Genomic DNA, 22594 nt, shown 5'->3' with positions numbered 1-22594 from the left:
AGCCGCGCGCCAAAAAGCTGTGTTGCGCCGCTAACACGCATTTACTCGCGCCAAGCGCTGCTCTAGCTGTACGCGGTAATTTTCCGCGATTTGCAGGGAGCGGCGCAGGTGAAACTCGTTCGGGGCGCTTGGAAACTTTTGGTCGGGATCAAGGATGCGCTGGTGCTGGTCGCCATGCTGCTGTTCTTCGGCCTGTTGTTCGGCCTGCTCGCGGCGAAACCCAATGCGGGCGCGATCAAGGATGGCGCGCTGGTGCTCAAGCTCGACGGCCCGATCGTCGAGCAGCCCTCGCCCGGCGACCCGTTCGCGGCACTCGGCGGCGGCGGGTCGACCCCCGAATATCGCTTGCGCGACGTCGTGCGCGCGCTCGACAAGGCGGCGAAGGACGACCGCGTCAAGACGGTGGTGCTCGATCTCGACTCGTTCGCGGGCGGCTATCCCGCATCGCTGACCGAAGTTGGCGATGCGCTCCGCCGTGTGCGCGATACGGGCAAGCCGGTGCTCGCCTACGCGACCGCTTATACCGACAGCGGCTACCGCCTTGCTGCGAACGCCAGCGAGATCTGGATGAGCCCGATGGGCGGCACGCTGTTCATGGGGCCGGGCGGAAGCCAGCTCTATTACAAGGGCCTGATCGACAAGCTCGGCGTCAACGCGCACGTCTACCGCGTCGGCAAGTACAAGTCGTTCGTCGAGCCTTACACGCGCACCGAAGCCTCGCCCGAGGCCAAGGAAGAAGTCGTCAAGCTGTACCAGGTGCTGTTCCAGCAGTGGCAGGAGGTCGTCGCCAAGGCGCGGCCCAAGGCGAAATTCCAGCCGTTCCTGACGACCCCCGGCGCGGTCATCACCGCGGCGCAGGGGAATATCGCCGAGGCCAACCTCAAGGCGGGGATCGTCGACAAGCTCGGCACCCGGCTCGATTTCGGCAAGCGCGTCGCGCAGCTCGCGGGTACCCCCAATGGCAAGGCGCCGGGGACTTTCAACACGATCAAGCTTGCCAATTACGTCGCGGCGAACCCGCTGCCGACCGCGGGCGCCAAGATCGGCGTGCTGACGATCGCGGGCGACATCATCGACGGCAAGTCCAAGGCGGGCTCGGTCGGCGGCGACACGGTCGCCAAGCTGGTGCTCGAGGGCCTCGCCAAGAAGGACCTCAAGGCGCTCGTCGTCCGCGTCGATTCGCCCGGCGGGTCGGCGCTCGCGTCCGAGGACATGCGCCGCGCGATCATCGAGGCGAAGGCGCAGAAGCTGCCGATCGTCGTGTCGATGGGCAATCTCGCGGCGTCGGGCGGCTATTGGGTGTCGACCGTCGGCGACGTGATCTTCGCCGAACCGACGACGATCACCGGCTCGATCGGCATCTTCGGGATCATCCCGACCTTCGAGAACACGCTCAAGAAGATCGGCCTGACCTCGGACGGGGTGCGCACCACGCCGCTGTCGGGGCAGCCGGATATCTACGGCGGCACCACGCCGGAGACCGACACGATCTTCCAGGCGGGAATCGAGAACGGCTATCGCCAGTTCATTACCCGCGTCGCGAACGCGCGGCACATGACGCCCGAGCGCGTCAACGAGATCGGGCAGGGCCGCGTCTGGGATGGCGGCACTGCGCACCAGCTCGGGCTGGTCGATCGCTTCGGCGGGTTGCAGGATGCGATCGACGAAGCCGCCAAGCGCGCCGGGTTGAAGCCGGGTGACGTGCACGCCGAATATCTCGAGAAGAAGCCGGGCGCGTTCGCGATGATGATCGCGCAGATCCTGTCGTCGGGTCGCGACGATGACGATGCCTCGGCGGGCGACGCGTTCACGCGGATGGCGGCGGATCGTCGTGCGGTGTTCGCGCGGGCGCTGGGCGACGTGAAGCGGATCGGCACGGGCGCGGCGATCCAGGCGCGCTGCCTCGAATGCGATGGCATCGGCGGGACCGCACCGCGGCCCGGCGACGCCAAGCTGCTCGATCTGGTGCTCGCACGGTTCGCGCTGTGATCGCGCCGCGGGAGGTTCCGTCGGGCGGGCCGATCCGCGTCGCGATCCGCCCCGCCACGCTCGACGATGCGGCGGCGATCGCGGAGATCTACCGGCCGTATGTCGAGCGCGGGACGGTCTCGTTCGAGACCGACGCGCCCGACACCGCGACGATGTGCGCGCGGATGGCCAAGTCGAACGGGCTCTACCCGTGGCTCGTCGTGACCGAGGGCGAGGGCGGGCCGGTGCGCGGCTACGCCTATGCGTCGGCGTTCCGGGACCGGCCGGCGTATCGCTACACGATCGAGACGACGGTCTATCTCGAGATCGGCACGCAGGGGCGCGGCAACGGGCGGCAGCTGTACGACGCGCTGATCGACACGGTGCGCGCGCAGGGGTTTACCCATGCGATCGGAGTGATCGCGCTGCCGAACGACCATTCGATCCGGCTGCATGAGTCGGTCGGGTTCCGGCGGGCGGGGTTCTTCCGCGAGGCGGGGTATAAGGACGGGCGCTGGATCGACGTGGGGTATTGGCAGTGCGAACTGAATGCGGCGACGATCCCGCCGCTGGAGCCCAAGCCGTTTAGTGAGACGGGGATGGTGTGGAGTTGGTGAGGCTTAGGGTGTGAGGGAGTAGGCGTGTTGTGGGAGTAACGAGTGCAGGAGTAGGACGCGATTAGCCCCTCCCCTTCAGGGGAGGGGTTGGGGTGGGGAAGTGATGGCCACTGAGGCGGAGCTGCTGGCTCGCGCGCATGAGATGCGGCGCAATCCTACCGAGCCTGAGGTGAGGCTGTGGCGGGCGCTTTCTAACTCCCAGCTGAATGGCCTCAAGTTTCGCCGCCAGCATGTCGTGTTCGAGGCTCAGGCGATTCTAGACTTCTTCTGCCCGGGGATCGGGCTTGGGGTGGAGGTGGATGGCGATACGCATGATGGTCCTGCCGACGGCAAACGCGACGTGCGCTTGAAAACGCTCGGCTTTACGATCATCCGCTTCGGCAATCCCGACGTCATGACGAACCTCGCAGGCGTTGCCGAGATCATCGCGGCCACTGCGTCCACGCTCCCCGACCGCTGGCAGCGCACTGCCCCACCCCAACCCCTCCCCTGAAGGGGAGGGGCTATAAGTGGGCGGGGCTCTTCGAGGGGAGGGGCTTTCTACGCGCTCCGCTTCAGGCTAAGCGCTCAAGCAAATGACTGATACCCCCGCACCCGCGCGCGATTACCGCGATACCGTCTTCCTGCCGAAGACCGACTTCCCGATGAAGGCGGGCCTCCCCGCCAAGGAGCCGGGGATTCTCGCGAAGTGGCAGGCGATCGGGCTGTACGAGAAGGTCCGCGCCGCGCGTGCTGGCCGTGAGAAGTTCATCCTCCACGACGGCCCGCCGTACGCGAATGGCGACATGCATATCGGCCATGCGCTCAACCACATCCTCAAGGATACGGTGTGCCGCACGCAGACCTTGCTCGGCAAGGACGCGCCGTACGTGCCGGGCTGGGACTGCCACGGCCTGCCGATCGAATGGAAGGTCGAGGAGCAATATCGCGCCAAGAAGCGCAACAAGGACGAAGTCCCGCCGCGCGAATTCCGCGCCGAGTGCCGCGCCTATGCGCAGCATTGGGTCAACGTCCAGCGCGAGCAATTGAAGCGGCTCGGGATCAACGGCGACTGGGATCACCCCTATCTGACGATGGATTTCGCCGCCGAGGCGACGATCGTCACCGAGCTGATGAAGTTCGCGGAGAGTGGCCAGCTGTATCGTGGTGCCAAGCCGGTGATGTGGTCCCCGGTCGAAAAGACCGCGCTCGCCGAGGCCGAGGTCGAATATGAGGACGTGGTGTCGACGCAGATCGACGTGGCGTTCGAGATCGTCGATGCGCCGAACGCGCCCGAGCTGGTCGGCGCGCATGCGGTGATCTGGACGACGACGCCGTGGACGATCCCGGTCAACCAGGCGCTGAGCTATGGGCCGGAGATCGAATATCTGCTGGTCCGCTTCGACGACATGGTCGGGGGGCCGCGGACGCTGCTGGTCGCGCATGATCTGCTCGAAAGCTTCGGCGCGCGGATCGGGCATCCGGTAATCCTCAAGATCGGCGACAGCGCCGGCACGGTGACCGCATTGCAGTCGATCAAGGGCTCGCATCTCGAAGGCGCGACCGCGCGGCATCCGATGGCGAACGCTTTTGCTCCCCTCCCCTTCACGGGAGGGGCTGGGGGTGGGGCCGTCCCGTCGGGCGATGCGCTCGCTGAGCGTCCCCACCCCAACCCCTCCCCTGAAGGGGAGGGGCTAAGTGTCGATCAGGACTCGCCGCTCGCCGAATTTTTCCTGCGGCCGCGGCCGTTCCTGCCGGGCGATTTCGTCACGACCGACGCTGGCACCGGGCTCGTCCATATGTCGCCCGACCACGGCGAGGACGATTTCCTGCTGTGCAAGCGATATGGCATCGAGCCGGTCTTCGCGGTCGATGGCGCGGGGATGTATCGCGACGATTGGGCGTGGCTCGGCGGGCAGGGCTCGGTGATCAACAAGAAGTTCGTCTCCGCGGAGGGGCCGATCTGTTCGGATCTGCGCGGCGTGGGGGCGTTGATCGCGGCGAGCGACGATTTTCCGCATAGCTATCCGCATTCGTGGCGGTCGAAGGCGAAGGTGATTTTCCGCGCCACGCCGCAATGGTTTATCCCGATGGATCTTCCTAGCCCCTCCCCCTCGGGGGAGGGGTTGGGGTGGGGCAGTCCAGCAGAGCTCGGTCTCGGTGAGACACCGGCAGAGGGCGGTCTCGGTGAGACACCCCCCACCCCCAACCCCTCCCCTGAAGGGGAGGGGCGAACTTTAAGGCAAACCGCGCTCGCCGCGATCGAAGCGACCACCTGGTATCCCCCCAAGGGCCAGAACCGCATCACCGCGATGGTCGCGGGTCGCCCCGACTGGGTGATCAGCCGCCAGCGCGCGTGGGGCGTGCCGATCACTTTGTTCGTCGATCGCAAGACCGGCCAGTATCTCGTCGACCCCGCGGTCAACGCGCGGATCGTCGCGGCGGTCAGCGCCGAGGGCGTCGATGCGTGGAGCGAGGAAGCGGCGCAGGACCTGCTCGGCCCGGACTACCGCCTCGCGGATTACGAGCGTGTCACCGACATTCTGGACGTGTGGTTCGACAGCGGTTGCACGCACGCGTTCGTGCTCGACAGCGGGCGCTGGCCCGACCTGCGATGGCCGGCCGACCTGTATCTCGAAGGCTCGGACCAGCATCGCGGCTGGTTCCAGTCGTCGCTGATGGAGAGCTGCGGGACGCGCGGGCGGGCGCCGTACAATGCGGTGCTGACGCACGGGTTCACGATGGATTCCAAGGGCATGAAAATGTCCAAGAGCCTCGGCAACACGATCAACCCGCTCGACCTGATGAAAGAATCCGGCGCGGATATCCTGCGGTTGTGGGCGCTGTCGGTCGATTTCACCGAGGATCACCGGATCGGCAAGGAGATCCTGAACGGCGTCTCCGACCAGTATCGCAAGCTGCGCAACACCTTCCGCTATCTGCTCGGCGCGCTCGACGGGTTCGAGGAAGCGGAGCGTCTGCCGGTCGCGGAGATGCCCGAGCTCGAACGCTATGTGCTCCAGCTCCTCGCCGAGCTCGATGCCAAGCTGCGCGCGGCGGTCGCGGTGTATGACTTCAACAGCTATGTCCGGCTGCTGACCGAGTTCGCGCAGGACGATTTGTCCGCCTTCTACTTCGATATCCGCAAGGATTCGCTCTATTGCGACGGAGTGGACGATCCCAGGCGGCGCGGGTGCCGGACGGTGTTCGACACGCTGTTCCATGCGCTGGTGCGCTATGCCGCCCCCGTGCTGTGCTTCACCGCCGAAGAGACGTGGCAGGCGCGCTTCCCGAGCGAGGACGAGTCGGTGCATCTGCTCGAATGGCCGGAGCTGCCCACGGTCGACGGGGTCGATGCCGCGCATTGGGCGCAGGTCCGCGCGCTTCGCACCCAGGTGACCGAGGCGATTGAACCGCTGCGGCGCGAGAAGACCGTCCGCTCGAGCTTGGAGGCGGAGGTCGTCGTTCCCGACGCGCCGATGCCGGTCGAAGCGCTGGCCGAGCTGTTCATCGTCGCCAAGGTGACGACGGGCGCGGGCGTGGCGGTCAACCGGACCGACTTCCACAAATGCGGGCGTTGCTGGCGGCACCTGCCCGAAGTCACGGTCGACGGCGATCTGTGCGATCGGTGCGAAGAGGTGGTGGCATGAAGCTCCCCTTTGCCGGCCTCGCGACCGCCACCCTGCTGTTCCTGTGCGACCAGGCGGCAAAGCTCGGCGTGACCGAGGGGCTCAAGCTCAACGCGATGACCGACGCGCATTATGTCACGGCGTTCTTCAACCTGCGCTTCGTCGCCAACCACGGTGTTTCGCTCGGGCTGCTCCATGCCGATACCGACACGATGCGCTGGCTGCTGGTCGCGATGACCGGCGCGATCGCGCTTGGCGTGCTGGTGTGGATGTGGCGCGAGACCAACCGCGTGGAGCAGGCGGCACTCGGCCTCGTGCTCGGCGGCGCGATGGGGAATATCCTCGATCGCATGCGGCTCGGCTATGTCGTGGACTTCGCCGATCTGCATTTCGGCAGCTGGCAGCCGTTCCTCGTGTTCAATATCGGCGATGCCGCGATCTCGATCGGCGTCGTCATCTTGTTCGCGCGCGCGCTTCTGGTACGAGAGAAGCCGGTGCGGGGGGCTCCGGCAGCGGATGCACCAGCGACCGGGGCCGGAACGCCACCGGGCGCGACGATTTCAGGGGCAGATCAGGGCCCAACGGAGACTTTGCATGCGTAAATCGACGACCATCGCCGCTGGGCTCGCGCTCGTCCTGCTTGCCTCGGGCTGTGCGCACAACCGCGTCGGTCGCAGCGGCCCCGACGAGTTCACCGTCGCGCGCCAGGCGCCGCTGGTGATCCCGCCCGATTTCTCGCTGACCCCGCCCAAGCCGGGTGCGGCGCGCGCGAACGACGTCAGCCCCAACGCACAGGCGCTCGACGCGCTGTTCGGCGGCACGGCACAGCGCAGCGCGGGCGAAGCGGCGACGATCAGCCAGGCGGGGATCGACAATGACGATCCGGGCATCCGCTCGTCGGTCGGCGACCCGGGCACGACCGTGGTCGACAAGGGTACCACCACCCGCGACATCGTTTCCGCCCCCGAGGGTGATGGGCAGACCGCGCGGACGGCCACGCCCAAATAAGCGTTCGCCACGCGAGCACGAAAAAAGGGGGGCATTGCTGCCCCCCTTTTTGTATCCGTCCGTCACCCCGACGGGATCAGGCGGGGATGATCAGAACGCCACGCCGAGCGACGCGACGACGCCGCCCTTGCTGACGTTGCGGCCGGTGCCCGATAGGAACCGCGCGTCGGTATCGACATAGGATACCCCCAGCGTCAGCACCTTGTAGGTCGCGGTCGCGCCGAGGCCCCAATCGGTATAGCCCTTCTTGCCGGTCGAATCGGTCGCGAGCCAGCTCGGTCCGAAACTATGCCCGACGTGCGCGGTAAGGCCGAGCGGGGTCTTCGGGATCCCGGCCGAGAAATCGCCCGCCAGATAGACGTTGTCGCGCTTGCGCAGCAGGCCGGATGCGCCCTGGTCGAGCGCGAGAGCCTTCTGCTTGGGCGCATAATTGACCGTCACCTTGGAGGTCAGCGGACCGAAGGTGTGCGAGATGTCGGCATAGGGCTCGATGAAGTCCGAGCTGCTCCTGTCGCCGGTCGGATGCGTCTTGGGATAGAAGTAATAGAGCGCCCCCACGTCGAAGGTCGTGCCGCCGACGGTCTTCTTGTAGCCGCCGATCAGATCGATTTCCTGGTGGCCGGTGCCCGCGACGGTGACGTAATCGTCGACCGAAGACCCCCAGACCGAGACGTAGAAGCCCGACTGGTGCGTGACGGTGATCGATCCCTGCACGGCCGCATTCCGGTCGGTCTGCGAGATGCCGCGGAAACGATAGTCGGTCACGACGGCGGCGGTGCCGTTGATCGTGATCGCCGGTGGCGGTGCGGTTTCCTGCGCGAGGGCAGGCGTAGCGGATGCGACGAGCATGAGCCCGCCGAGCGTTGTTCTGGAGAAGCGCATCATTTCCCTTTCGAAAATGCGACTGTCCCCGCCTGCTTTCCCCGATCCAGCATCTGTCGACAGCTTGAAGCCATCCCGCGCCGATAACCGAAGAGGTGCCGACAATGCCGTGTTCTGCTGCGCCGCACAAGCGGGATTGCCCGACCGTTGCCGGTTCGTAAGGAAATGTTGCTACTACGCCACAGGTGCCGCGTCAGCCGATCGCGGCAAACCGCGCCAGGCCGGCAGCGAGGTCGGCGATGAGATCCTCGGGATCCTCCAGGCCGATCTGCAACCGCACCATCGGCCCGGCATCGGCGCGGCGCGTGACGCTGCGATGGCGTTGCGGGTCGACCGGGATCGCGAGGCTCTCATACCCGCCCCAGCTGTAGCCGATGCCGAAATGCGCGAGCCCGTCGATCAGCGCGGCGCGCGCGCGCTCGTCGCCGCCTTGCAGCACGAAGGAGAACAGGCCGGACGAGCCGGAGAAGTCGCGCATGAACGTCTCGTGTCCCGGGCAGCCGGGGAGGGCGGGGTGGAGGACGGTCGCCACCTCCGGCTGGTCCTGCAACCAGTGCGCGATCTGGAGCGCGCTCTGCTCGTGCTGGCGCAGCCGGATCGCCATGGTGCGCAGCCCGCGCGACCCGAGCCAGCAATCATCCGGGCTGGCGACCTGCCCGAGCTGGAAGCTGGTGTCGCGCAGCCGCGCGAAATGCCCGGGCGCGGCTGTAACCGAGCCGAGCATCACGTCGCTGTGCCCGACGACGTACTTGGTGCACGCGAGGATCGTCAGGTCGATGCCGTGCGCGATCGCGGGGAAGAACAGGGGCGTCGCCCAGGTATTGTCGAGCAGCGTGGTGACGCCGCGCGCCCTGGCGGCGGCGACGATCGCGGGCACGTCCTGCACTTCGAAGGTCAGGCTGCCCGGGCTTTCGAGCAGGATGGCGCGAGTGGTGTCACTGATGACGTCGGCCATCCCTGCGCCGATCAGCGGATCGTAGAAGCGCGTGGCGATCCCCATGCGGGCGAGCAGCCCGTTGGCGAGCGAGCGGGTGGGATCATAAGCGGTGTCGGGGATCAGCACCTCGTCGCCGGGGGACAGGACCGACAGCAATGCGGCGGCGATCGCGGCGACGCCGGAGGGGTAGAGGAACGTGCCTTCCGCGCCGGGCTCGAGTTCGGTCAGCGCGTCGGCGAGGCTCCATTGGGTCGGGGTGCCGCGGCGTCCGTAGAACAGCCGGTGGTGGGTGTCGCGCGCGCCGGCCGCGCGCAGGTCGGCGACCGAGTCGTAGAGGATCGTGGAGGCGCGCCAGACCGGGGTGTTGACGATCCCCTGCGTCCATTCCTTGCGGCGACCGGCGGTGACGACGCGGGTGGAGGTGCCCTTAGGGGTGTCGGTTTCGTTCATGGCGCTGGGTCCTGCAATGCTCGACACTGCAAAGCGGGGGGCGCGGCGAAAGGCAAGGGTGGTTCGTTCAAGCCCCTCCCCTTCAGGGGAGGGGTTGGGGGTGGGGACGTGCCTCGCAGAGGGCTCAGTTTTGCTGGACGGCCCCACCCCAACCCCTCACCCGAGGGGGAGGGGCTTAGAAAGAAGAATGTTAAGCCGCGCCGGTCGCCTTTGGCGTCGTGCGATCGGCGCCCCATTCGGACCAGCTGCCGTCATAGACCGCCGCTTCCGTCCCGAGCAGAGGCGCGCCGAACGCAGGGGCGTTCGTTCAAGCCCCTCCCCTTCAGGGGAGGGGTTGGGGGTGGGGCAGTGCCTCGCAGAGCGCTCAGTTTTGCTGGACGGCCCCACCCCAACTCCTCCCCCGAGGGGGAGGGGCTTAGAAAGAAGAATTTTGAGCCGCGCCGGTCGCCTTTGGCGTCGTGCGATCAGCGCCCCATTCGGACCAGCTGCCGTCATAGATTGCCGCTTCCGTCCCCAGCAGAGGCGCGCTGAACGCAGGGGCGTTCGTTCAAGCCCCTCCCCTTCAGGGGAGGGGTCGGGGGTGGGGCAGTGCCTCGCAGAGAGCTCAGTTTTGCTGGACGGCCCCACCCCAACCCCTCCCCCGAGGGGGAGGGGCTAAAGAATAAGAGACTTAAGCCGCGCCGGTCGCCTTTGGCGTCGTGCGATCGGCGCCCCATTCGGACCAGCTGCCGTCCTAGACCGCCGCTTCCGTCCCCAGCAGATGCGCCCCGAACGCAGGGGCGTTCGTTCAAGCCCCTCCCCTTCAGGGGAGGGGTTGGGGGTGGGGACGTGCCTCGCAGAGAGCTCAGTTTTGCTGGACGGCCCCACCCCAACCCCTCCCCCGAGGGGGAGGGGCTTAGAAAGACGAATGTTAAGCTGCGCCGGTCGCCTTTGGCGTCGTGCGATCAGCGCCCCATTCGGACCAGCTGCCGTCATAGACCGCCGCTTCCGTCCCGAGCAGAGGAGCGCCGAACGCAGGGGCGTTCGTTCAAGCCCCTCCCCTTCAGGGGAGGGGTTGGGGGTGGGGAAGTGCCTCGCAGAGAACTCAGTTTTGCTGGACGGCCCCACCCCAACCCCTCCCCTGAAGGGGAGGGGCTTAGAAAGAAGAACTTTAAGCCGCGCCGGTCGCCTTTGGCGTCGTGCGATCAGCGCCCCATTCGGACCAGCTGCCGTCATAGACCGCCGCTTCCGTCCCGAGCAGATGCGCCCCGAACGCCAGCGCCGAGGCGGTGATCCCCGAGCCACAGGTCGTCACCAGCGGCTTGGCGAGATCGATCCCCGCGCCCTCGAACGCGCTGCGCAGCGCGTCGCCGGTCTTCCACGTGCCGTCTGGGTTGAACAACTGGCCCACGGGCAGGTTCTTCGACCCCGGGATATGCCCCGGATGCGTCGCGGGGCGCGGGTCGGCTTCCTCGCCGGTGAAACGTGCCGCGGAGCGCGCGTCGAGCACCTGCTCCGCGCCGCTGTCGACGTTCGCCTTCATCTGGTCGAGCGTGCGGACGCCCTTGTCGTCGGCCCAGACGGTGAAGTGCCGGTGCCGCAGCTGCTCCTTGCCGCTCGCGGTGTCGCGGCCCTCGGCCTGCCACTTGGCAAGCCCGCCATCGAGGATCGCGACGTCATGCGCGCCGAACGTGCGGAGCATGAACCAGGCGCGCGCCGCAGTGTGATAGGGCGAGTTGTCGTACAGCACGATCCGGCTGCCGTCGCCGAGCCCGAGCGACTGCATCCGGCTCGCGAATTTCTCGGGCGTGGGGAGCATCGCGGGCAGGTCGCTCGACGTGTCGGCGATCTCGCCCAGGTCCATGAACACCGCGCCGGGAATGTGCGCCGCCTCATATTCGGCGGCGGCATCCCGGTTGCCGAAACCCGCGAAATAGGTCGCGTCGACGATCCGCAGGTCGTTCGCGCCCAGCTCGTTCGCGAGCCATTCGGTGGTCACCAGCGAGTCCATCTGCCGTCTCCTTTTATGGTCGTTCCGGAGAGCCTAACGCGGCGCCGCGGCGGCGTCGAGACGGTCGAGAAAGGCTTTTGCCGACCCGCGGATCTCGTCGCGGGTCGCGGGCGCCATCTTGCTCCATGTCCGATAGGGCATCGCCATGCGCGGATTGCGCGCGAGCGTGTCCTCGTGGCGCGCGATGAAATCCCAGTAGAGCGCGTTGAACGGGCAGGCGTCGAGGCCGGTCCGCTGGCGGACGTCGTAGCGGCAACCCTTGCAGTAATCGGACATCTTGTTGATGTACGCGCCGCTCGCCGCATAGGGTTTGGAGCCGAGCAGGCCACCGTCGGCGAACTGGCTCATACCGAGCGTGTTGGGCAATTCGACCCATTCATAGGCGTCGATATATATTTCGAGATACCACAGATGGACCGCGTGCGGGTCCGCGCCGATCAGCAGCGCGAAGGTGCCCGTCACCATCAGCCGCTGGATATGGTGCGCATGCGCGTTGGCGAGCGTCTGGCCGAGCGCTTCGGCCATGCAGTGCAGGTCGGTCTCGCCGGTCCAGTAGAACGCCGGGAGGGCGCGCGTCGCGCCGAGCGCGTTGCGGTGCGCATAGTCCGGCCCCTCGCGCCAGTAGATCCCCCGGACATATTCGCGCCAGCCGATGATCTGACGGATGAAGCCCTCGGCGGCGTTGACCGGTACCTTGCCCGCGCGGAACCGCTTCTCGACCGCGCGGCATAGGGCAAGCGGGTCGAGCAGCCCGACGTTGAGGTAGGGTGACAGCAACGAATGCCACAGCGCGGGCTCGCCGGTCAGCATCGCGTCCTGGTAATCGCCGAAGCCCGCGAGCGCATGGTCGAGGAACTGCTGCTGCTGGCGTTCCGCATCCGCGGCGGTCACCGCCCAGGCGAAGCTGTCGAGGCTGCCGGGGTGATCCGCGAACCGGTCCGCCACCAGCGCGAGCACGTCCTGCGTGATCGCATCGGGGGGAAAGCGCAGCGGACGCGGCATCAACAGGTCGGATTGCGCGGGCTTGCGATTGTCGTAGTCGAAATTCCACTGGCCGCCGACGGGATCCTTGCCGTCCATCAGCAACCCCGTCTTGCGGCGCATGTCGCGGTAGAAATATTCCATGCGGAGCTGCTTGCGTTCGTCCGCCCAGGTCTCGAACTCGGCATGCGTCGCGAGGAACCGGTCGTCGCTGCGGATGTCGACGGGAATGCCGAACACCGTTTCCCACGCCTCGAGCATCGCCTGGACGCGCCATTCGCCGGCCTCCGTCACCACGATCCGCGCCGGATCATGCCGCGCGACCGCCCGTGCCACCTCGCCGGTGAAGCTGCCGTGGTTGTCCGGGTCGTCCAGCGCGACGTAATCCACGCTCCAGCCGTCCGCGCGGAGCGCCTCGGCATGATGCCGCATTGCGGCGAAGATGAACGCGATCTTCTGCTTGTGATGGCGCACGTAGGTGGTCTCGTCGGCGACCTCCATCAGCAGGATGCGGCTGGTCGCGCGGTCGGCATCGCGCAGCGATGACAGCGCGAACGACAGCTGGTCGCCGAGGATGGGGATGAGCGTGTTGCACGGTGCAGGGCGGGGCGGTTTCATTTCGGCGTGGGCTCTCCTATCTTTCGAGCATGACACCCTTACACCTTGGCCAGACCAGCGCGCTGCCCGCTTCGCCAGAAGCGGCGGTGCTCGATTACGTTCCCAACCCGCGCGCGGGATCGCTGTATCTCGTACGATTCGCGGTGCCCGAATTCACCTCGCTGTGTCCCGTGACCGGCCAGCCCGACTTCGCGCATCTCGTGATCGACTATGCGCCGGGCGAGACCATCGTCGAATCGAAATCGCTCAAGCTGTTCCTGGGCGCATTCCGCAACCATCAGGGATTTCACGAGGATTGCACGGTCGGCATCGGTCAGCGACTGTATGACGAAATGAGGCCGGTCTGGCTGCGAATCGGCGGCTATTGGTATCCGCGCGGTGGCATCCCGATCGACGTGTTCTGGCAGTCGGGGCCGCCGCCCGAGCACCTCTGGCTGCCGTCGCAGGACGTGCCGGGATATCGCGGCCGCGGCTGATCCGGCGGTTCGTTCATCCTGGCGCAAGGTTGATCGAGATTAGCGTGAATCCGCTGTTGCGGTGCAACATCTCTGCAACCATATTGAAACTTGGCCGTTCGTTTGGAGACAGCTGAGGGGAATTCCCCCTTTTTACTCTTAGGATTACGAGCATGGTGCACTTGGCAGATGTCGTGACCCCGATCGATCACCTTGCACTGATCGGCAATTTCCTGCCTCGGAAATGCGGCCTTGCAACATATACGACGGACACGTTCACGGCGCTGAAGGGGCGGTTCCCCGACCTGAAGATCGACGTCTATGCGATGGACGATCACCCCGGCCGCTACGTCTACCCGCCCGAAGTCACCCGCAGCATCCCCGAGCAGGACCGCGTCGCCTATCTCGACGCGGCGCGCGCGATCGAGGCGAGCGGTGCGCAGGCGATCTGGCTCCAGCACGAATATGGCATCTTCGGCGGCCCCGCGGGCGAGCATATCCTCGCGCTGCTCGACCGGGTGTCGTTGCCCGTGATCGTCACGCTCCACACGATCCTCGAAAAGCCCGATGCGGACCAGCGTCGCGTCATGGAAGGCCTGTTGCAGCGCGCCTCGCGCGTCGTCGTGATGGCCGAGCGTGGCCGGGAAATCCTCGAGCGCGTCTATGGCGCGAGCGGTCGGTCGATCGTGATGATCCCGCACGGCGTTCCGGATCGCGACTTCGTCGAGCCCGACACGCTCAAGCCGCGCTTCGGCTGGGAAGGGCGCAAGGTCGTGCTGACCTTCGGCCTGCTCGCACCGGGCAAGGGGATCGAGGTGATGATCGAGGCGCTGCCCAAGATCGTCGCGGAGCATCCCGAGACGCTGTACGCGGTGCTCGGCGCGACGCATCCCAACCTCGTCGCCTATGAGGGCGAGAAGTATCGTGACGGCCTCAAGGCGCTTGCCGAGAAGCTCGGCGTGTCGAACAACATCCAGTTCATCGATGCCTTCCTCGAGCATGACGAGCTGATCGATTATCTGCAGGCGGCGGACATTTACGCGACGCCGTATCTCAACCCGGCGCAGATCACGTCGGGGACGCTCAGCTATGCGGTCGGCGTCGGCAAGGCGGTCGTATCGACCCCGTACGTCCATGCGACCGAGATCCTGGCGGATGGCCACGGCGTGCTGGTCGACTTCAGCGATTCGGCGGCGTTCGCGCGCGAGATCAACGCGTTGCTGAGCAGCGATCGCAACCGTACGCGCTTGCAGGAGCGGGCCTATGCGCGGGGTCGCACGATGATCTGGCCGCGCCTCGCGGAGGTCGCGATGCGCGAGATTGCGGCGATGGTGTCCGCCAAGCCGCGTCGGCTGCACGGTGCGCATTCGTCCTTCACCCCGCTCAAGCCCGACTTCGCGGCGGTTGAGCGGATGAGCGATTCGACCGGCATGCTCCAGCATTCGATCTATTCGGTGCCGGACCGACGTCACGGATATTGCATCGACGACAACGCGCGCGCGCTGATGCTCGTCAGCCAGATGCCGGACATGGATGAGGTCCAGCGCGACAAGTGGATGACGATCTATGCGTCGTTCCTGCAATATGCCTGGAACCCGGACATGCGCCGTTTCCGCAATTTCATGAATTTCGATCGCACCTGGTGCGAGGAAACCGGATCGGAAGATTCGAACGGGCGGACCCTGTGGGCGCTCGGCGTCACCGCGCGCGATGCGCAGTCGTCGAAGCACCGCGACTGGGCGGTCCGGATGTTCGACATGACGGCGTCGATCACGATGGAACTGGGCTCGCCCCGCGCGCATGGCTTTGCGATGCTGGGTGCGGCGGCGATGCTCGACGCACATCCGGGCCATGCCTTGTCCAGGATGATCCTGGCGCGCTACGGCGACGAACTGTGCGATCTGCTCGAAGTCGCCCGGCGGCCCGAGTGGGAGTGGTTCGAGATCGTGCTCGCCTATGACAACGCGCGCTTGCCCGAGGCGTTGATCCGCGCGGGCATGGCGCTCGAACGGCCCGAGTTCATCCAGTGTGGCCTGACCACGCTTGACTGGATCGTCGGCAAGCAGACCTCGCCCGAGGGCCGCTTCCGGGCGGTCGGCAGCGAGAGCTTCGGTCGGGTCTATGCCGAGCCGTTGCAGTTCGACCAGCAGCCGCTCGAGGCGCAGGCGACGATCGATGCGTGCCATGCCGCCTATCTCGCGTCGCAGGACTTGCGCTGGGTCGAGGAAGCCGGGCGGGCGTATCGCTGGTATCTCGGTGCCAATGACCTGGACCTACCGCTGGCGACGTCGCAGGATGGCGGCTGTTTCGATGGCCTGATGCCCACCGGACTGAACCGGAATCAGGGTGCGGAATCGATCCTGGCGCTACAAATGGCGAATTGCACGATTTCGGGGCTGGCAAAGCGTACGGAAAGCGTGGCAGGACCGAATAGCGCCGTCGCGTAGCCTCGCTCGTGACGCCGCCAAGGCGTTAAACGAGGCAAATGCGCGTGATAGAGCTGTTTCAACACCCGCTGCGGCTGCACGCAGATCCTTCCCGAGTGGTCGTCCGGCCATTCCACCTTGCGTGGTCGCGCAATGGGGGTAGCCGGACCGAACGGATCGTGGGCGCCGTCATGTCGCTCGATGCCGCGCAGACCCGTGCCGAACTCGAACTGGTCCTGAAGGATTTCGAGGCGCGGCACTGGCAGACGCGGCGCGTCTTCATGACGCGCTACGACGAGATCGAGGATATGCTCGGGATAGACGGCAGCGAGATCGGCGACGAGAAGCGCCAGCTGATCGGCGCCTATTTCTGCCACGAATACAGCTATGCCGCTGCCGCGCTGATGAACCCGAGCGCGGTGCCGCATTTCGACCAGTCGGGCATGCCCGCGGGATCGCAGCGGATCCTGATGTCGCTGCGCGCCGTCGGCGAGGGGCACATCTCCTCGGTCGCGTTCCGCGAAGGCATCATCACCGACGGCAACCAGCTGAAACTCGCGCCCGAGCCGCCGTTCGCGACCGCGACCGATGCGGTCGGGATCGACGAGGAAACGCTCCCCGAAGGGCCGATCACGGTGTTCCGGCATCGCGACTCCACTTTGTCGGGCACGGTGATCTTCCCGATCACCGCGGCGCAGTCGAAGGGGCTCGAGGATCTCCGTCTCGTCCACTTCACGCATGACGACGGCACGGTCGAGTGGCTCGGCACCTACACCGCCTATAACGGCTCGGTGATCCAGTCCGAGCTGATGCGCACGCGTGATTTCCGCGCGTTCGATCTGGTGCCGATGACCGGCCCGGCCGCACGCAACAAGGGCATGGCGCTGTTCCCGCGCAAGGTCGGCGGGCAATATATGATGATCGGGCGGCAGGACGGCGAGAACCTGTTCCTGCTCAAGTCCGACACGCTGACGCATTGGGACGAGGGGCAGAAGCTGCTGACCCCGGCGTTCCCGTGGGAGCTTGTGCAGATCGGCAATTGCGGTCCCCCGATCGAGCTCGACGAGGGCTGGCTGCTGCTGACGCACGGCGTCGGCGCGATGCGCAAATACGCGATCGGCGCGGTGCTGCTCGACAAGGCCGATCCGTCCAAGGTGATCGGGCGGACGCGCGAGCCGATTCTTGCGGCGGCGAACCAGGACCGGGAGGGCTATGTGCCCAACGTCGTCTATACCTGCGGCGCGATCCGGCATGGCGATACGCTGTTCGTGCCGTACGGCGTGGCGGACAGCTCGGTCGCGTTTGCGTTCATTCCGATCGGCTCGTTGCTCGAAGCGATGGCGTAACCGCTCTCCGGCGAAGACCGCCGGGGGGCGGGATATCCCGACACCTCTCCGTCATTCCCACGCCCGCGGGAATCCCTTCAGCGCCGTCCGTCGTGTTCGGCGCGGTCAGCCAACATGCGCCCCCACCCGCCGTATCGTAGACCGATACAGGATCGCCACGATTGCGAGGAACAGCACCGTCCCCCCGATCAGTGCGGCGGTTTCGTGGCCCGACATCAGCCGCAGCGGCGCATCGCGCCCGCTCAGCCACACGATCAGCGCGAACACCACGCCCCACAGGCTCTCGCCGACGATCATCCCGGTCGCGGTGAGCGTCCCCATCCGCTCGGCGACGTCGGGATTGGCGCTGCGGCGCGCCCAGCGGTCGTAGATCCAGCCGAACACCGACCCCAGCACGGTCGGCAGGATTACCGCCATCGGCAGATAGATGCCGAGCGCCACCCCGAGCGGCGGCAGCCGCAACAGCCGGAGCCGACCGAGCAGCTCGTCCAGCGCGATCAGCACCACGCCCGCCGCGACGCCGTAGCCGAGCATCCGCCAGTTCGCATCGCCCGACAGCACGCCCTTGGCGAGCGCCGAGATCAGCCCCGCCTGCGGGGCCGCGAGCGCGTTGGGCCCGGCACCGGGCACACCGACGAACCCCATCCCGCTGTTGAGCACGTTCAGCACCGGGGGAATGATCAGCGAACCGAACACCACGCCGATCACGAGCGCGACCTGCTGCTTCCACGGCGTCGCGCCGACCAGCTGGCCGGTCTTGAGATCCTGCAGATTGTCGTTCGAGATCGTCGCGACGCCGAACACGATGCCCGTGACGATCAGCGCATAGGCGATCAGCGCCCGGGTCGTGTCGGCGCCGGGATGCTGCCCGAACAGCCCGACGAGCATCACGGCGGCGCCGATCACCGCGAGGATACCGATCCCCGAGACGGGCGAATTGGACGCGCCGATCAGCCCCGCCATATAGCCACACACCGCCGCGATCATCAGCCCTGCGACCAGCACGAACACCAGCGCCCCCGCGATCAGCAACACCGCCGAGCCGACCAGCGCCCCGCCCGCGATCACGTCCCACAACAGCCACGCGATCGGCAGCAGCGTCAGCAGCGCGACGAGGCCAACCCAGACGATCGGCAGATCGCGTTCCTCGAGCGCGAGCGTCTCGCCCTTGCCGCGTGCCGCACTGGCCGCGAGCGCCGAGCGGACGCCGCCGACCACCGGTCCGGCAATCCTGACCAGCGTCCAGACTGCCGAGATCCCGATCACGCCCGCGCCGAAGAACCGGACGTCGCCCGTCCACACGGTGTTGACCCAGGCGGCGATGTCGCCGGGTGCCGGATGCGCGGCGGTCAGCACCGGCACCAGGACGAACCAGCCGATTACCAGGCCGAGCGCCATCGCCGCGCCGACCGAGATGCCGACGAGATGCCCGACGCCGATCAGCGCGAACGACAGGCTGCCCGAAATTCCCGTCGCGCCCGCCCCGACGCGGAAGCTCGTGGCAGCGGTGTCGGTGATGATCTTGGTCTGGGTGAGGATCGCGAAGGCCCCCGAGGCGATGCTGTTCCAGATCAGGATGAGCAGGCCCTGCCGTGCCTCGGACTCGCCCTCTCGCGATTGTGCGCCGATCTGCAGAACCTCAGCCGCCGCGACGCCCTCGGGGTAGGGCAGGTCGGTATCGACGACGAGCGCGCGGCGTAACGGGACCGAGAACATCACGCCGAGGATGCCGCCGGTCATGGTGATCGCGGCGGTCTGGACATAGGGGAAGTCCTGCCACCAGCCGATCATGACCAGCCCCGGCAGCACGAAGATGATCGCCGCGAGCGTCCCCGCCGCGCTCGCCACGGTCTGGACGATGTTGTTCTCGAGGATCGTCGATCCCTTGAACAGCTTGAGGATCGCCATCGAGATCACCGCCGCCGGGATCGAGGTCGCGAAGGTCAGCCCCACCTTGAGCCCGAGATAGACGTTCGCCGCGGTGAACATCAGCGTAATGACGCCGCCGAGGAGAATTCCGCGGAGCGTCAGTTCGGCGATCGGTTTGGCGGCGTGCGTATCGGTCATGTTGCACCGTTGCACCAACCGCTTGCGTCCGAACAGCGGTTTGTGGACACCGTGCGCGCCGGTCATCCCCTGCGTCCCGACCGTCGCCCAGTGACTTTTTCGGGACTGGTGCGTTGGCGGGGCGATGAAGACACTCTGGTTCATTACCAATCCCAAATCGGGCACGGCGACCGCGGCCAAGGCGAAGGCGCTGGAGGCGATCTGCGACGCACGCGGGTTGACACTGGTCGGGCGTACCGCCTTTCCCGAAGACGCGCTGCCGACTCCCCAGGCGCTGGATGCGGCGGGGGTCGACACGGCAGTGCTGTTTGCCGGCGACGGTACGATCAACGCGGCGGTGACCGCGCTGCTCGAGTGGAAAGGCGCGATCCTGATCCTGCCGGGTGGCACGATGAACCTCCTCGCCAAGCTGCTCCACGGCAGCGCCGATCCCGCCAGGATCATCGCTGCGGCGCATGCCCGCGCCCGCCGCACGCGGCTGTCGTTCGTCCAGGTCGGCGACCATCGCGCCTATGTCGGCTTGATCCTCGGGCCGGCCGCCAATTGGGTGCGCGCGCGCGAGATCGTGCGGAGCGGCAGCTTGCGGGGACTGGCGCGCGCGCTTCGCCATGCCTGGAGCCGGACCTTCGGCAAGGGGATCCGGCTCGACGGCGTGCCGGGGTTGAAGGCGGGCGCGCAGGCCGTGCTGGTCCGGGCGGACGGTGAGCAGCTGGACGTCGCCGCGATCGATGCGCGCGATTTCCGCGGCATCACGCGGCTCGGCTGGGAATGGCTGACCGGCGACTGGGTTGCCGCATCCGAGGTGACGCAGTGCCAGACGACCAGCTTTCGCACCCGCGGGAGCAAGCCCGCGCTGGCGCTGTTCGATGGCGAGCCGGTGATGCTCGAGCCGGGCAGCGAGGTGCGGCTGGGCAAGACCCGCGATCTTTTTCTCGCTACGCTCGATGGTTGAGGGGGAAACCACGATGATCCGTCTGTTTCATGTCAGCGACGTCCATTTCGGGCGCGAGGATACCGCCGCCGTCGCGTGGTTCGATGCGCTGGTCCAGGCCGAGCGCCCCGATGCCGTCGTCATGACCGGCGACCTTACGATGCGCGCGCGGCGGCGCGAATTCGCCGCGGGGCTCGCATGGCTGCAACGCCTCCCCGTTCCGGTCACGGTCGAGGTGGGCAATCACGACCTGCCGTATTGGAACCCGTTCGAACGGGTCTTCCGCCCGTATCGGCGGATGGGGAAGGTCGAGGCGATGGTCGAGCGGCCGATCGACCTGCCGGGAGTCGCGATCGTCCCGCTGGTGACGACCGCGCGGGCGCAGTGGCGGCTCAACTGGTCGAAGGGTGTGGTCAGCCGTGGCGCGCTGCAGCGCACGCTCGATCTGGTGGCTGCGGTGCCCGACGACCGGCTGGTGTTCATCGCCGCGCACCATCCGCTGGTCGAGGCCGATACGCGGGCTTCGGCGAGCACGCATCGCGGGACGACCGCGCTGGCGGCGCTCGCGGCGGCGGGGGTGGATGCGGTGCTGACCGGGCATGTCCATGATCCGTTCGACATCGCGCACGCGATCGACGGGCAGGTGGTGCGGATGATCGGGGCCGGGACGCTGTCCGAACGGACGCGGACAACGCCGCCGTCGTTCAATGAGGTGCGGATCCAGGACGGCAAGTTCGACGTGCTGTGCCGGACGATGTCGCCGCAGCCGGACACCGTGCTGGAACGCGAGCGGGTCTGACCGAGGGCGCGCCCGGGAAAACCGGCCTTAGGGCCGCCTTCCGCCGCAGCTCCAGAGCCTTGCGAACGCGCGTTCGTGCTCCCGCCGAGGCAGGCGCCCGGGAGCACCAACGGGGATGCTACCGGCACCCCCGCGCAGGATCCGGCGGCGCGACTATGCCGCGGCGGCGCGCACCGCGTCGCAGATCCGGTCGACGACCGCCTCGACCTGCGCCAGGTCGTCGCCTTCGGCCATCACGCGGATGACCGGCTCGGTCCCCGAGGGACGGATCACCAGCCGCCCCTTGCCCTTCAGCTCGGTCTCGGCCTCGGCGATCACCGCCTTGACCGACTCCGCGTCGAGCGGCTTGCCGCCGGCGAACCGGACGTTCTTCAGAAGCTGCGGCAGGGGCTCGAACCGGTGGAGCAGTTCGCTTGCCGGTACGCCCGCGCGGGCGAGTTCGGCGAGGATCTGCAGCGCGGCGACCAGCCCGTCGCCCGTCGTCGCATAGTCCGACAGGATGATGTGCCCGGACTGTTCGCCGCCGACGTTATACCCCTGCGCGCGCATCGCCTCGAGCACGTGGCGGTCGCCGACCTTGGTACGGACCAGCCCGATGCCCTGCGTCGCGAGATGACGTTCCAGCCCGAGGTTCGACATCACCGTCGCCACCAGACCGCCGTTCTTGAGCCGCCCGGCGCGCGCCCAGCCGCTCGCGATCGTCGCCATCAGCTGGTCGCCGTCGACGACATGGCCCTTTTCATCCACCACGATCAGCCGGTCGGCATCGCCATCGAGCGCAATGCCGAGCTGCGCGCCGGTCGCCACGACCGTCTCGCACAGCGTCTGCGGCGCGGTCGAGCCGACGCCGTCGTTGATGTTCTTGCCGTTCGGCGTCACGCCGATCGACACGACGTCGGCGCCGAGCTCCCACAGCGCGGTCGGCGCGACCCGGTACGCCGCGCCGTTCGCGCAATCGACGACGATCTTCATCCCGTCGAGCCGCAGGTTCTCGGGGAAGGTCGACTTGGCGAAATGGATGTAGCGCCCCTGCGCATCGTCGACCCGTCGCGCGCGGCCGATCTCGGTCGCGGGGCTGAGGTCGATCTCGCCGTCGATCAGCGTCTCGATCGCGGTCTCGTCGTCGTCGGACAGCTTGTAGCCGTCAGGACCGAACAATTTGATGCCATTGTCGAAATACGGATTGTGGCTGGCCGAGATCATCACGCCGAGGTCGGCGCGCATCGACTGGGTCAGCATGGCGACCGCGGGCGTCGGCATCGGGCCGAGCAGCACCACGTCCATGCCGACGCTGGTAAAGCCCGCAACCATCGCGGATTCCAGCATATAGCCCGACAGGCGGGTGTCCTTGCCGATCACCACGCGGTGGCGATGATCACCGCGCCGGAAGTGCGCGCCGGCGGCCATGCCGACCTGCATCGCCATCGCCGCCGTCATCGGCGCGGTATTGGTGAGGCCGCGAATTCCGTCGGTACCGAAATATTTTCTTGCCATTACGCGCGCATCCGTTC

At 67.0% G+C, this 22594-nt stretch carries 17 protein-coding genes and 3 pseudogenes; 11 read left to right on the top strand and 9 right to left on the bottom strand.

Annotated elements, in window-relative coordinates; genetic code table 11:
• Positions 1-108: 108 nt before the first annotated feature.
• The 6 genes from sppA to L8K25_RS15100 all read left to right on the top strand — a co-directional run bounded on the left by sppA (position 109) and on the right by L8K25_RS15100 (position 7201).
• The gene (gene sppA, locus L8K25_RS15125; protein WP_242139809.1) at positions 109-1989 is read left to right on the top strand and encodes a signal peptide peptidase SppA; all 1881 of its coding nucleotides are present in this window, start codon (positions 109-111) and stop codon (positions 1987-1989) included.
• A complete protein-coding gene (locus L8K25_RS15120; RefSeq protein ID WP_242139808.1) occupies positions 1986-2585 on the top strand; it encodes a GNAT family N-acetyltransferase in 600 nt (199 codons plus the stop codon). The genes sppA and L8K25_RS15120 overlap by 4 nt, the downstream gene beginning before the upstream one ends.
• A 103-nt stretch (positions 2586-2688) precedes the next feature.
• Positions 2689-3078, top strand: coding sequence for an endonuclease domain-containing protein (locus L8K25_RS15115; protein WP_242139807.1), 390 nt, complete (start codon positions 2689-2691; stop codon positions 3076-3078).
• An 82-nt stretch (positions 3079-3160) separates the two neighbouring features.
• Entirely contained in the window at positions 3161-6214 is a 3054-nt protein-coding gene (gene ileS / locus L8K25_RS15110; protein ID WP_242139806.1) for an isoleucine--tRNA ligase, read from the top strand.
• Positions 6211-6795, top strand: a complete 585-nt coding sequence (gene lspA / locus L8K25_RS15105; RefSeq protein WP_242139805.1) for a signal peptidase II — start codon at positions 6211-6213, stop codon at positions 6793-6795. Before ileS ends, lspA begins: the two co-directional genes overlap by 4 nt.
• Positions 6788-7201: a DUF3035 domain-containing protein gene (locus tag L8K25_RS15100; RefSeq protein ID WP_242139804.1), complete on the top strand. Its 414-nt coding sequence runs from the start codon at positions 6788-6790 to the stop codon at positions 7199-7201. Before lspA ends, L8K25_RS15100 begins: the two co-directional genes overlap by 8 nt.
• A 90-nt stretch (positions 7202-7291) precedes the next feature.
• Here the strand turns inward: L8K25_RS15100 and L8K25_RS15095 are convergent, their stop codons facing one another.
• The 7 genes and pseudogenes from L8K25_RS15095 to L8K25_RS15065 all read right to left on the bottom strand — a co-directional run bounded on the left by L8K25_RS15095 (position 7292) and on the right by L8K25_RS15065 (position 13059).
• Positions 7292-8083 carry a TorF family putative porin gene (locus tag L8K25_RS15095; RefSeq protein WP_242139925.1) on the bottom strand — a complete coding sequence of 264 codons (792 nt, stop codon included), beginning with the start codon at positions 8081-8083 and terminating at the stop codon, positions 7292-7294.
• A gap of 193 nt (positions 8084-8276) precedes the next feature.
• Complete coding sequence (metC, locus tag L8K25_RS15090) at positions 8277-9470, bottom strand: cystathionine beta-lyase (RefSeq protein WP_242139803.1); 1194 nt, start codon at positions 9468-9470, stop codon at positions 8277-8279.
• Between the two features lie 190 nt (positions 9471-9660).
• Positions 9661-9765 (bottom strand): annotated as a pseudogene (locus L8K25_RS15085) (sulfurtransferase); the annotation flags it as partial.
• Between the two features lie 375 nt (positions 9766-10140).
• A pseudogene (locus L8K25_RS15080) lies at positions 10141-10245 on the bottom strand (sulfurtransferase); the annotation flags it as partial.
• Between the two features lie 135 nt (positions 10246-10380).
• Positions 10381-10485: pseudogene (locus tag L8K25_RS15075) on the bottom strand (sulfurtransferase); the annotation flags it as partial.
• A gap of 135 nt (positions 10486-10620) precedes the next feature.
• Positions 10621-11460, bottom strand: coding sequence for a 3-mercaptopyruvate sulfurtransferase (gene sseA / locus L8K25_RS15070; protein ID WP_242139802.1), 840 nt, complete (start codon positions 11458-11460; stop codon positions 10621-10623).
• A gap of 33 nt (positions 11461-11493) precedes the next feature.
• Positions 11494-13059, bottom strand: coding sequence for a cryptochrome/photolyase family protein (locus L8K25_RS15065; protein WP_242139801.1), 1566 nt, complete (start codon positions 13057-13059; stop codon positions 11494-11496).
• Between the two features lie 29 nt (positions 13060-13088).
• Between L8K25_RS15065 and queF the strand changes: the two genes are divergently transcribed.
• The 3 genes from queF to L8K25_RS15050 all read left to right on the top strand — a co-directional run bounded on the left by queF (position 13089) and on the right by L8K25_RS15050 (position 17286).
• Complete coding sequence (queF, locus tag L8K25_RS15060) at positions 13089-13535, top strand: preQ(1) synthase (RefSeq protein WP_242139800.1); 447 nt, start codon at positions 13089-13091, stop codon at positions 13533-13535.
• A 152-nt stretch (positions 13536-13687) separates the two neighbouring features.
• On the top strand, positions 13688-15961 hold the full coding sequence (locus L8K25_RS15055) for a glycosyltransferase family 4 protein (RefSeq protein ID WP_242139799.1): 2274 nt from the start codon (positions 13688-13690) through the stop codon (positions 15959-15961).
• 38 nt (positions 15962-15999) lie between these two features.
• Complete coding sequence (locus tag L8K25_RS15050) at positions 16000-17286, top strand: glycoside hydrolase family 130 protein (protein ID WP_242139798.1); 1287 nt, start codon at positions 16000-16002, stop codon at positions 17284-17286.
• 105 nt (positions 17287-17391) lie between these two features.
• On the opposite strand, the gene L8K25_RS15045 is transcribed toward L8K25_RS15050, so the two are convergent.
• Entirely contained in the window at positions 17392-19353 is a 1962-nt protein-coding gene (locus tag L8K25_RS15045; protein WP_242139924.1) for an oligopeptide transporter, OPT family, read from the bottom strand.
• Positions 19354-19477: 124 nt separating this feature from the next.
• Here L8K25_RS15045 and L8K25_RS15040 point away from each other — a divergent pair, with 124 nt between their 5' ends.
• Both L8K25_RS15040 and L8K25_RS15035 read left to right on the top strand, forming a co-directional pair.
• Complete coding sequence (locus L8K25_RS15040; protein WP_242139797.1) at positions 19478-20305, top strand: diacylglycerol kinase family protein; 828 nt, start codon at positions 19478-19480, stop codon at positions 20303-20305.
• Between the two features lie 13 nt (positions 20306-20318).
• Positions 20319-21083, top strand: a complete 765-nt coding sequence (locus tag L8K25_RS15035; protein ID WP_242139796.1) for a metallophosphoesterase — start codon at positions 20319-20321, stop codon at positions 21081-21083.
• 153 nt (positions 21084-21236) lie between these two features.
• Here the strand turns inward: L8K25_RS15035 and glmM are convergent, their stop codons facing one another.
• A complete protein-coding gene (gene glmM / locus L8K25_RS15030) occupies positions 21237-22577 on the bottom strand; it encodes a phosphoglucosamine mutase (RefSeq protein WP_242139795.1) in 1341 nt (446 codons plus the stop codon).
• Positions 22578-22594: the final 17 nt, after the last annotated feature.

The organism is Sphingomonas sp. TREG-RG-20F-R18-01 (genome assembly GCF_022662475.1).
Classification (GTDB): Bacteria; Pseudomonadota; Alphaproteobacteria; order Sphingomonadales; family Sphingomonadaceae; genus Sphingomonas.
The sequence above is the reverse complement of the archived record's forward strand: the minus strand, read 5'-3'. Positions and strand labels throughout refer to the sequence as shown.

What these genes read in the sequence shown, in the direction of transcription:
- L8K25_RS15115 (WP_242139807.1), top strand. Translation starts at nt 2,689, where the DNA reads ATGGCCACTGAGGCGGAGCTGCTGGCTCGCGCGCATGAGATGCGGCGC.
- L8K25_RS15040 (WP_242139797.1), top strand. Translation starts at nt 19,478, where the DNA reads ATGAAGACACTCTGGTTCATTACCAATCCCAAATCGGGCACGGCGACC.
- L8K25_RS15050 (WP_242139798.1), top strand. Translation starts at nt 16,000, where the DNA reads ATGCGCGTGATAGAGCTGTTTCAACACCCGCTGCGGCTGCACGCAGAT.
- queF (WP_242139800.1), top strand. Translation starts at nt 13,089, where the DNA reads ATGACACCCTTACACCTTGGCCAGACCAGCGCGCTGCCCGCTTCGCCA.
- L8K25_RS15055 (WP_242139799.1), top strand. Translation starts at nt 13,688, where the DNA reads ATGGTGCACTTGGCAGATGTCGTGACCCCGATCGATCACCTTGCACTG.
- L8K25_RS15065 (WP_242139801.1), bottom strand. Translation starts at nt 13,059, where the DNA reads ATGAAACCGCCCCGCCCTGCACCGTGCAACACGCTCATCCCCATCCTC.
- L8K25_RS15100 (WP_242139804.1), top strand. Translation starts at nt 6,788, where the DNA reads ATGCGTAAATCGACGACCATCGCCGCTGGGCTCGCGCTCGTCCTGCTT.
- glmM (WP_242139795.1), bottom strand. Translation starts at nt 22,577, where the DNA reads ATGGCAAGAAAATATTTCGGTACCGACGGAATTCGCGGCCTCACCAAT.
- L8K25_RS15095 (WP_242139925.1), bottom strand. Translation starts at nt 8,083, where the DNA reads ATGCGCTTCTCCAGAACAACGCTCGGCGGGCTCATGCTCGTCGCATCC.
- lspA (WP_242139805.1), top strand. Translation starts at nt 6,211, where the DNA reads ATGAAGCTCCCCTTTGCCGGCCTCGCGACCGCCACCCTGCTGTTCCTG.
- L8K25_RS15035 (WP_242139796.1), top strand. Translation starts at nt 20,319, where the DNA reads ATGATCCGTCTGTTTCATGTCAGCGACGTCCATTTCGGGCGCGAGGAT.
- sseA (WP_242139802.1), bottom strand. Translation starts at nt 11,460, where the DNA reads ATGGACTCGCTGGTGACCACCGAATGGCTCGCGAACGAGCTGGGCGCG.
- metC (WP_242139803.1), bottom strand. Translation starts at nt 9,470, where the DNA reads ATGAACGAAACCGACACCCCTAAGGGCACCTCCACCCGCGTCGTCACC.
- ileS (WP_242139806.1), top strand. Translation starts at nt 3,161, where the DNA reads ATGACTGATACCCCCGCACCCGCGCGCGATTACCGCGATACCGTCTTC.
- L8K25_RS15045 (WP_242139924.1), bottom strand. Translation starts at nt 19,353, where the DNA reads ATGACCGATACGCACGCCGCCAAACCGATCGCCGAACTGACGCTCCGC.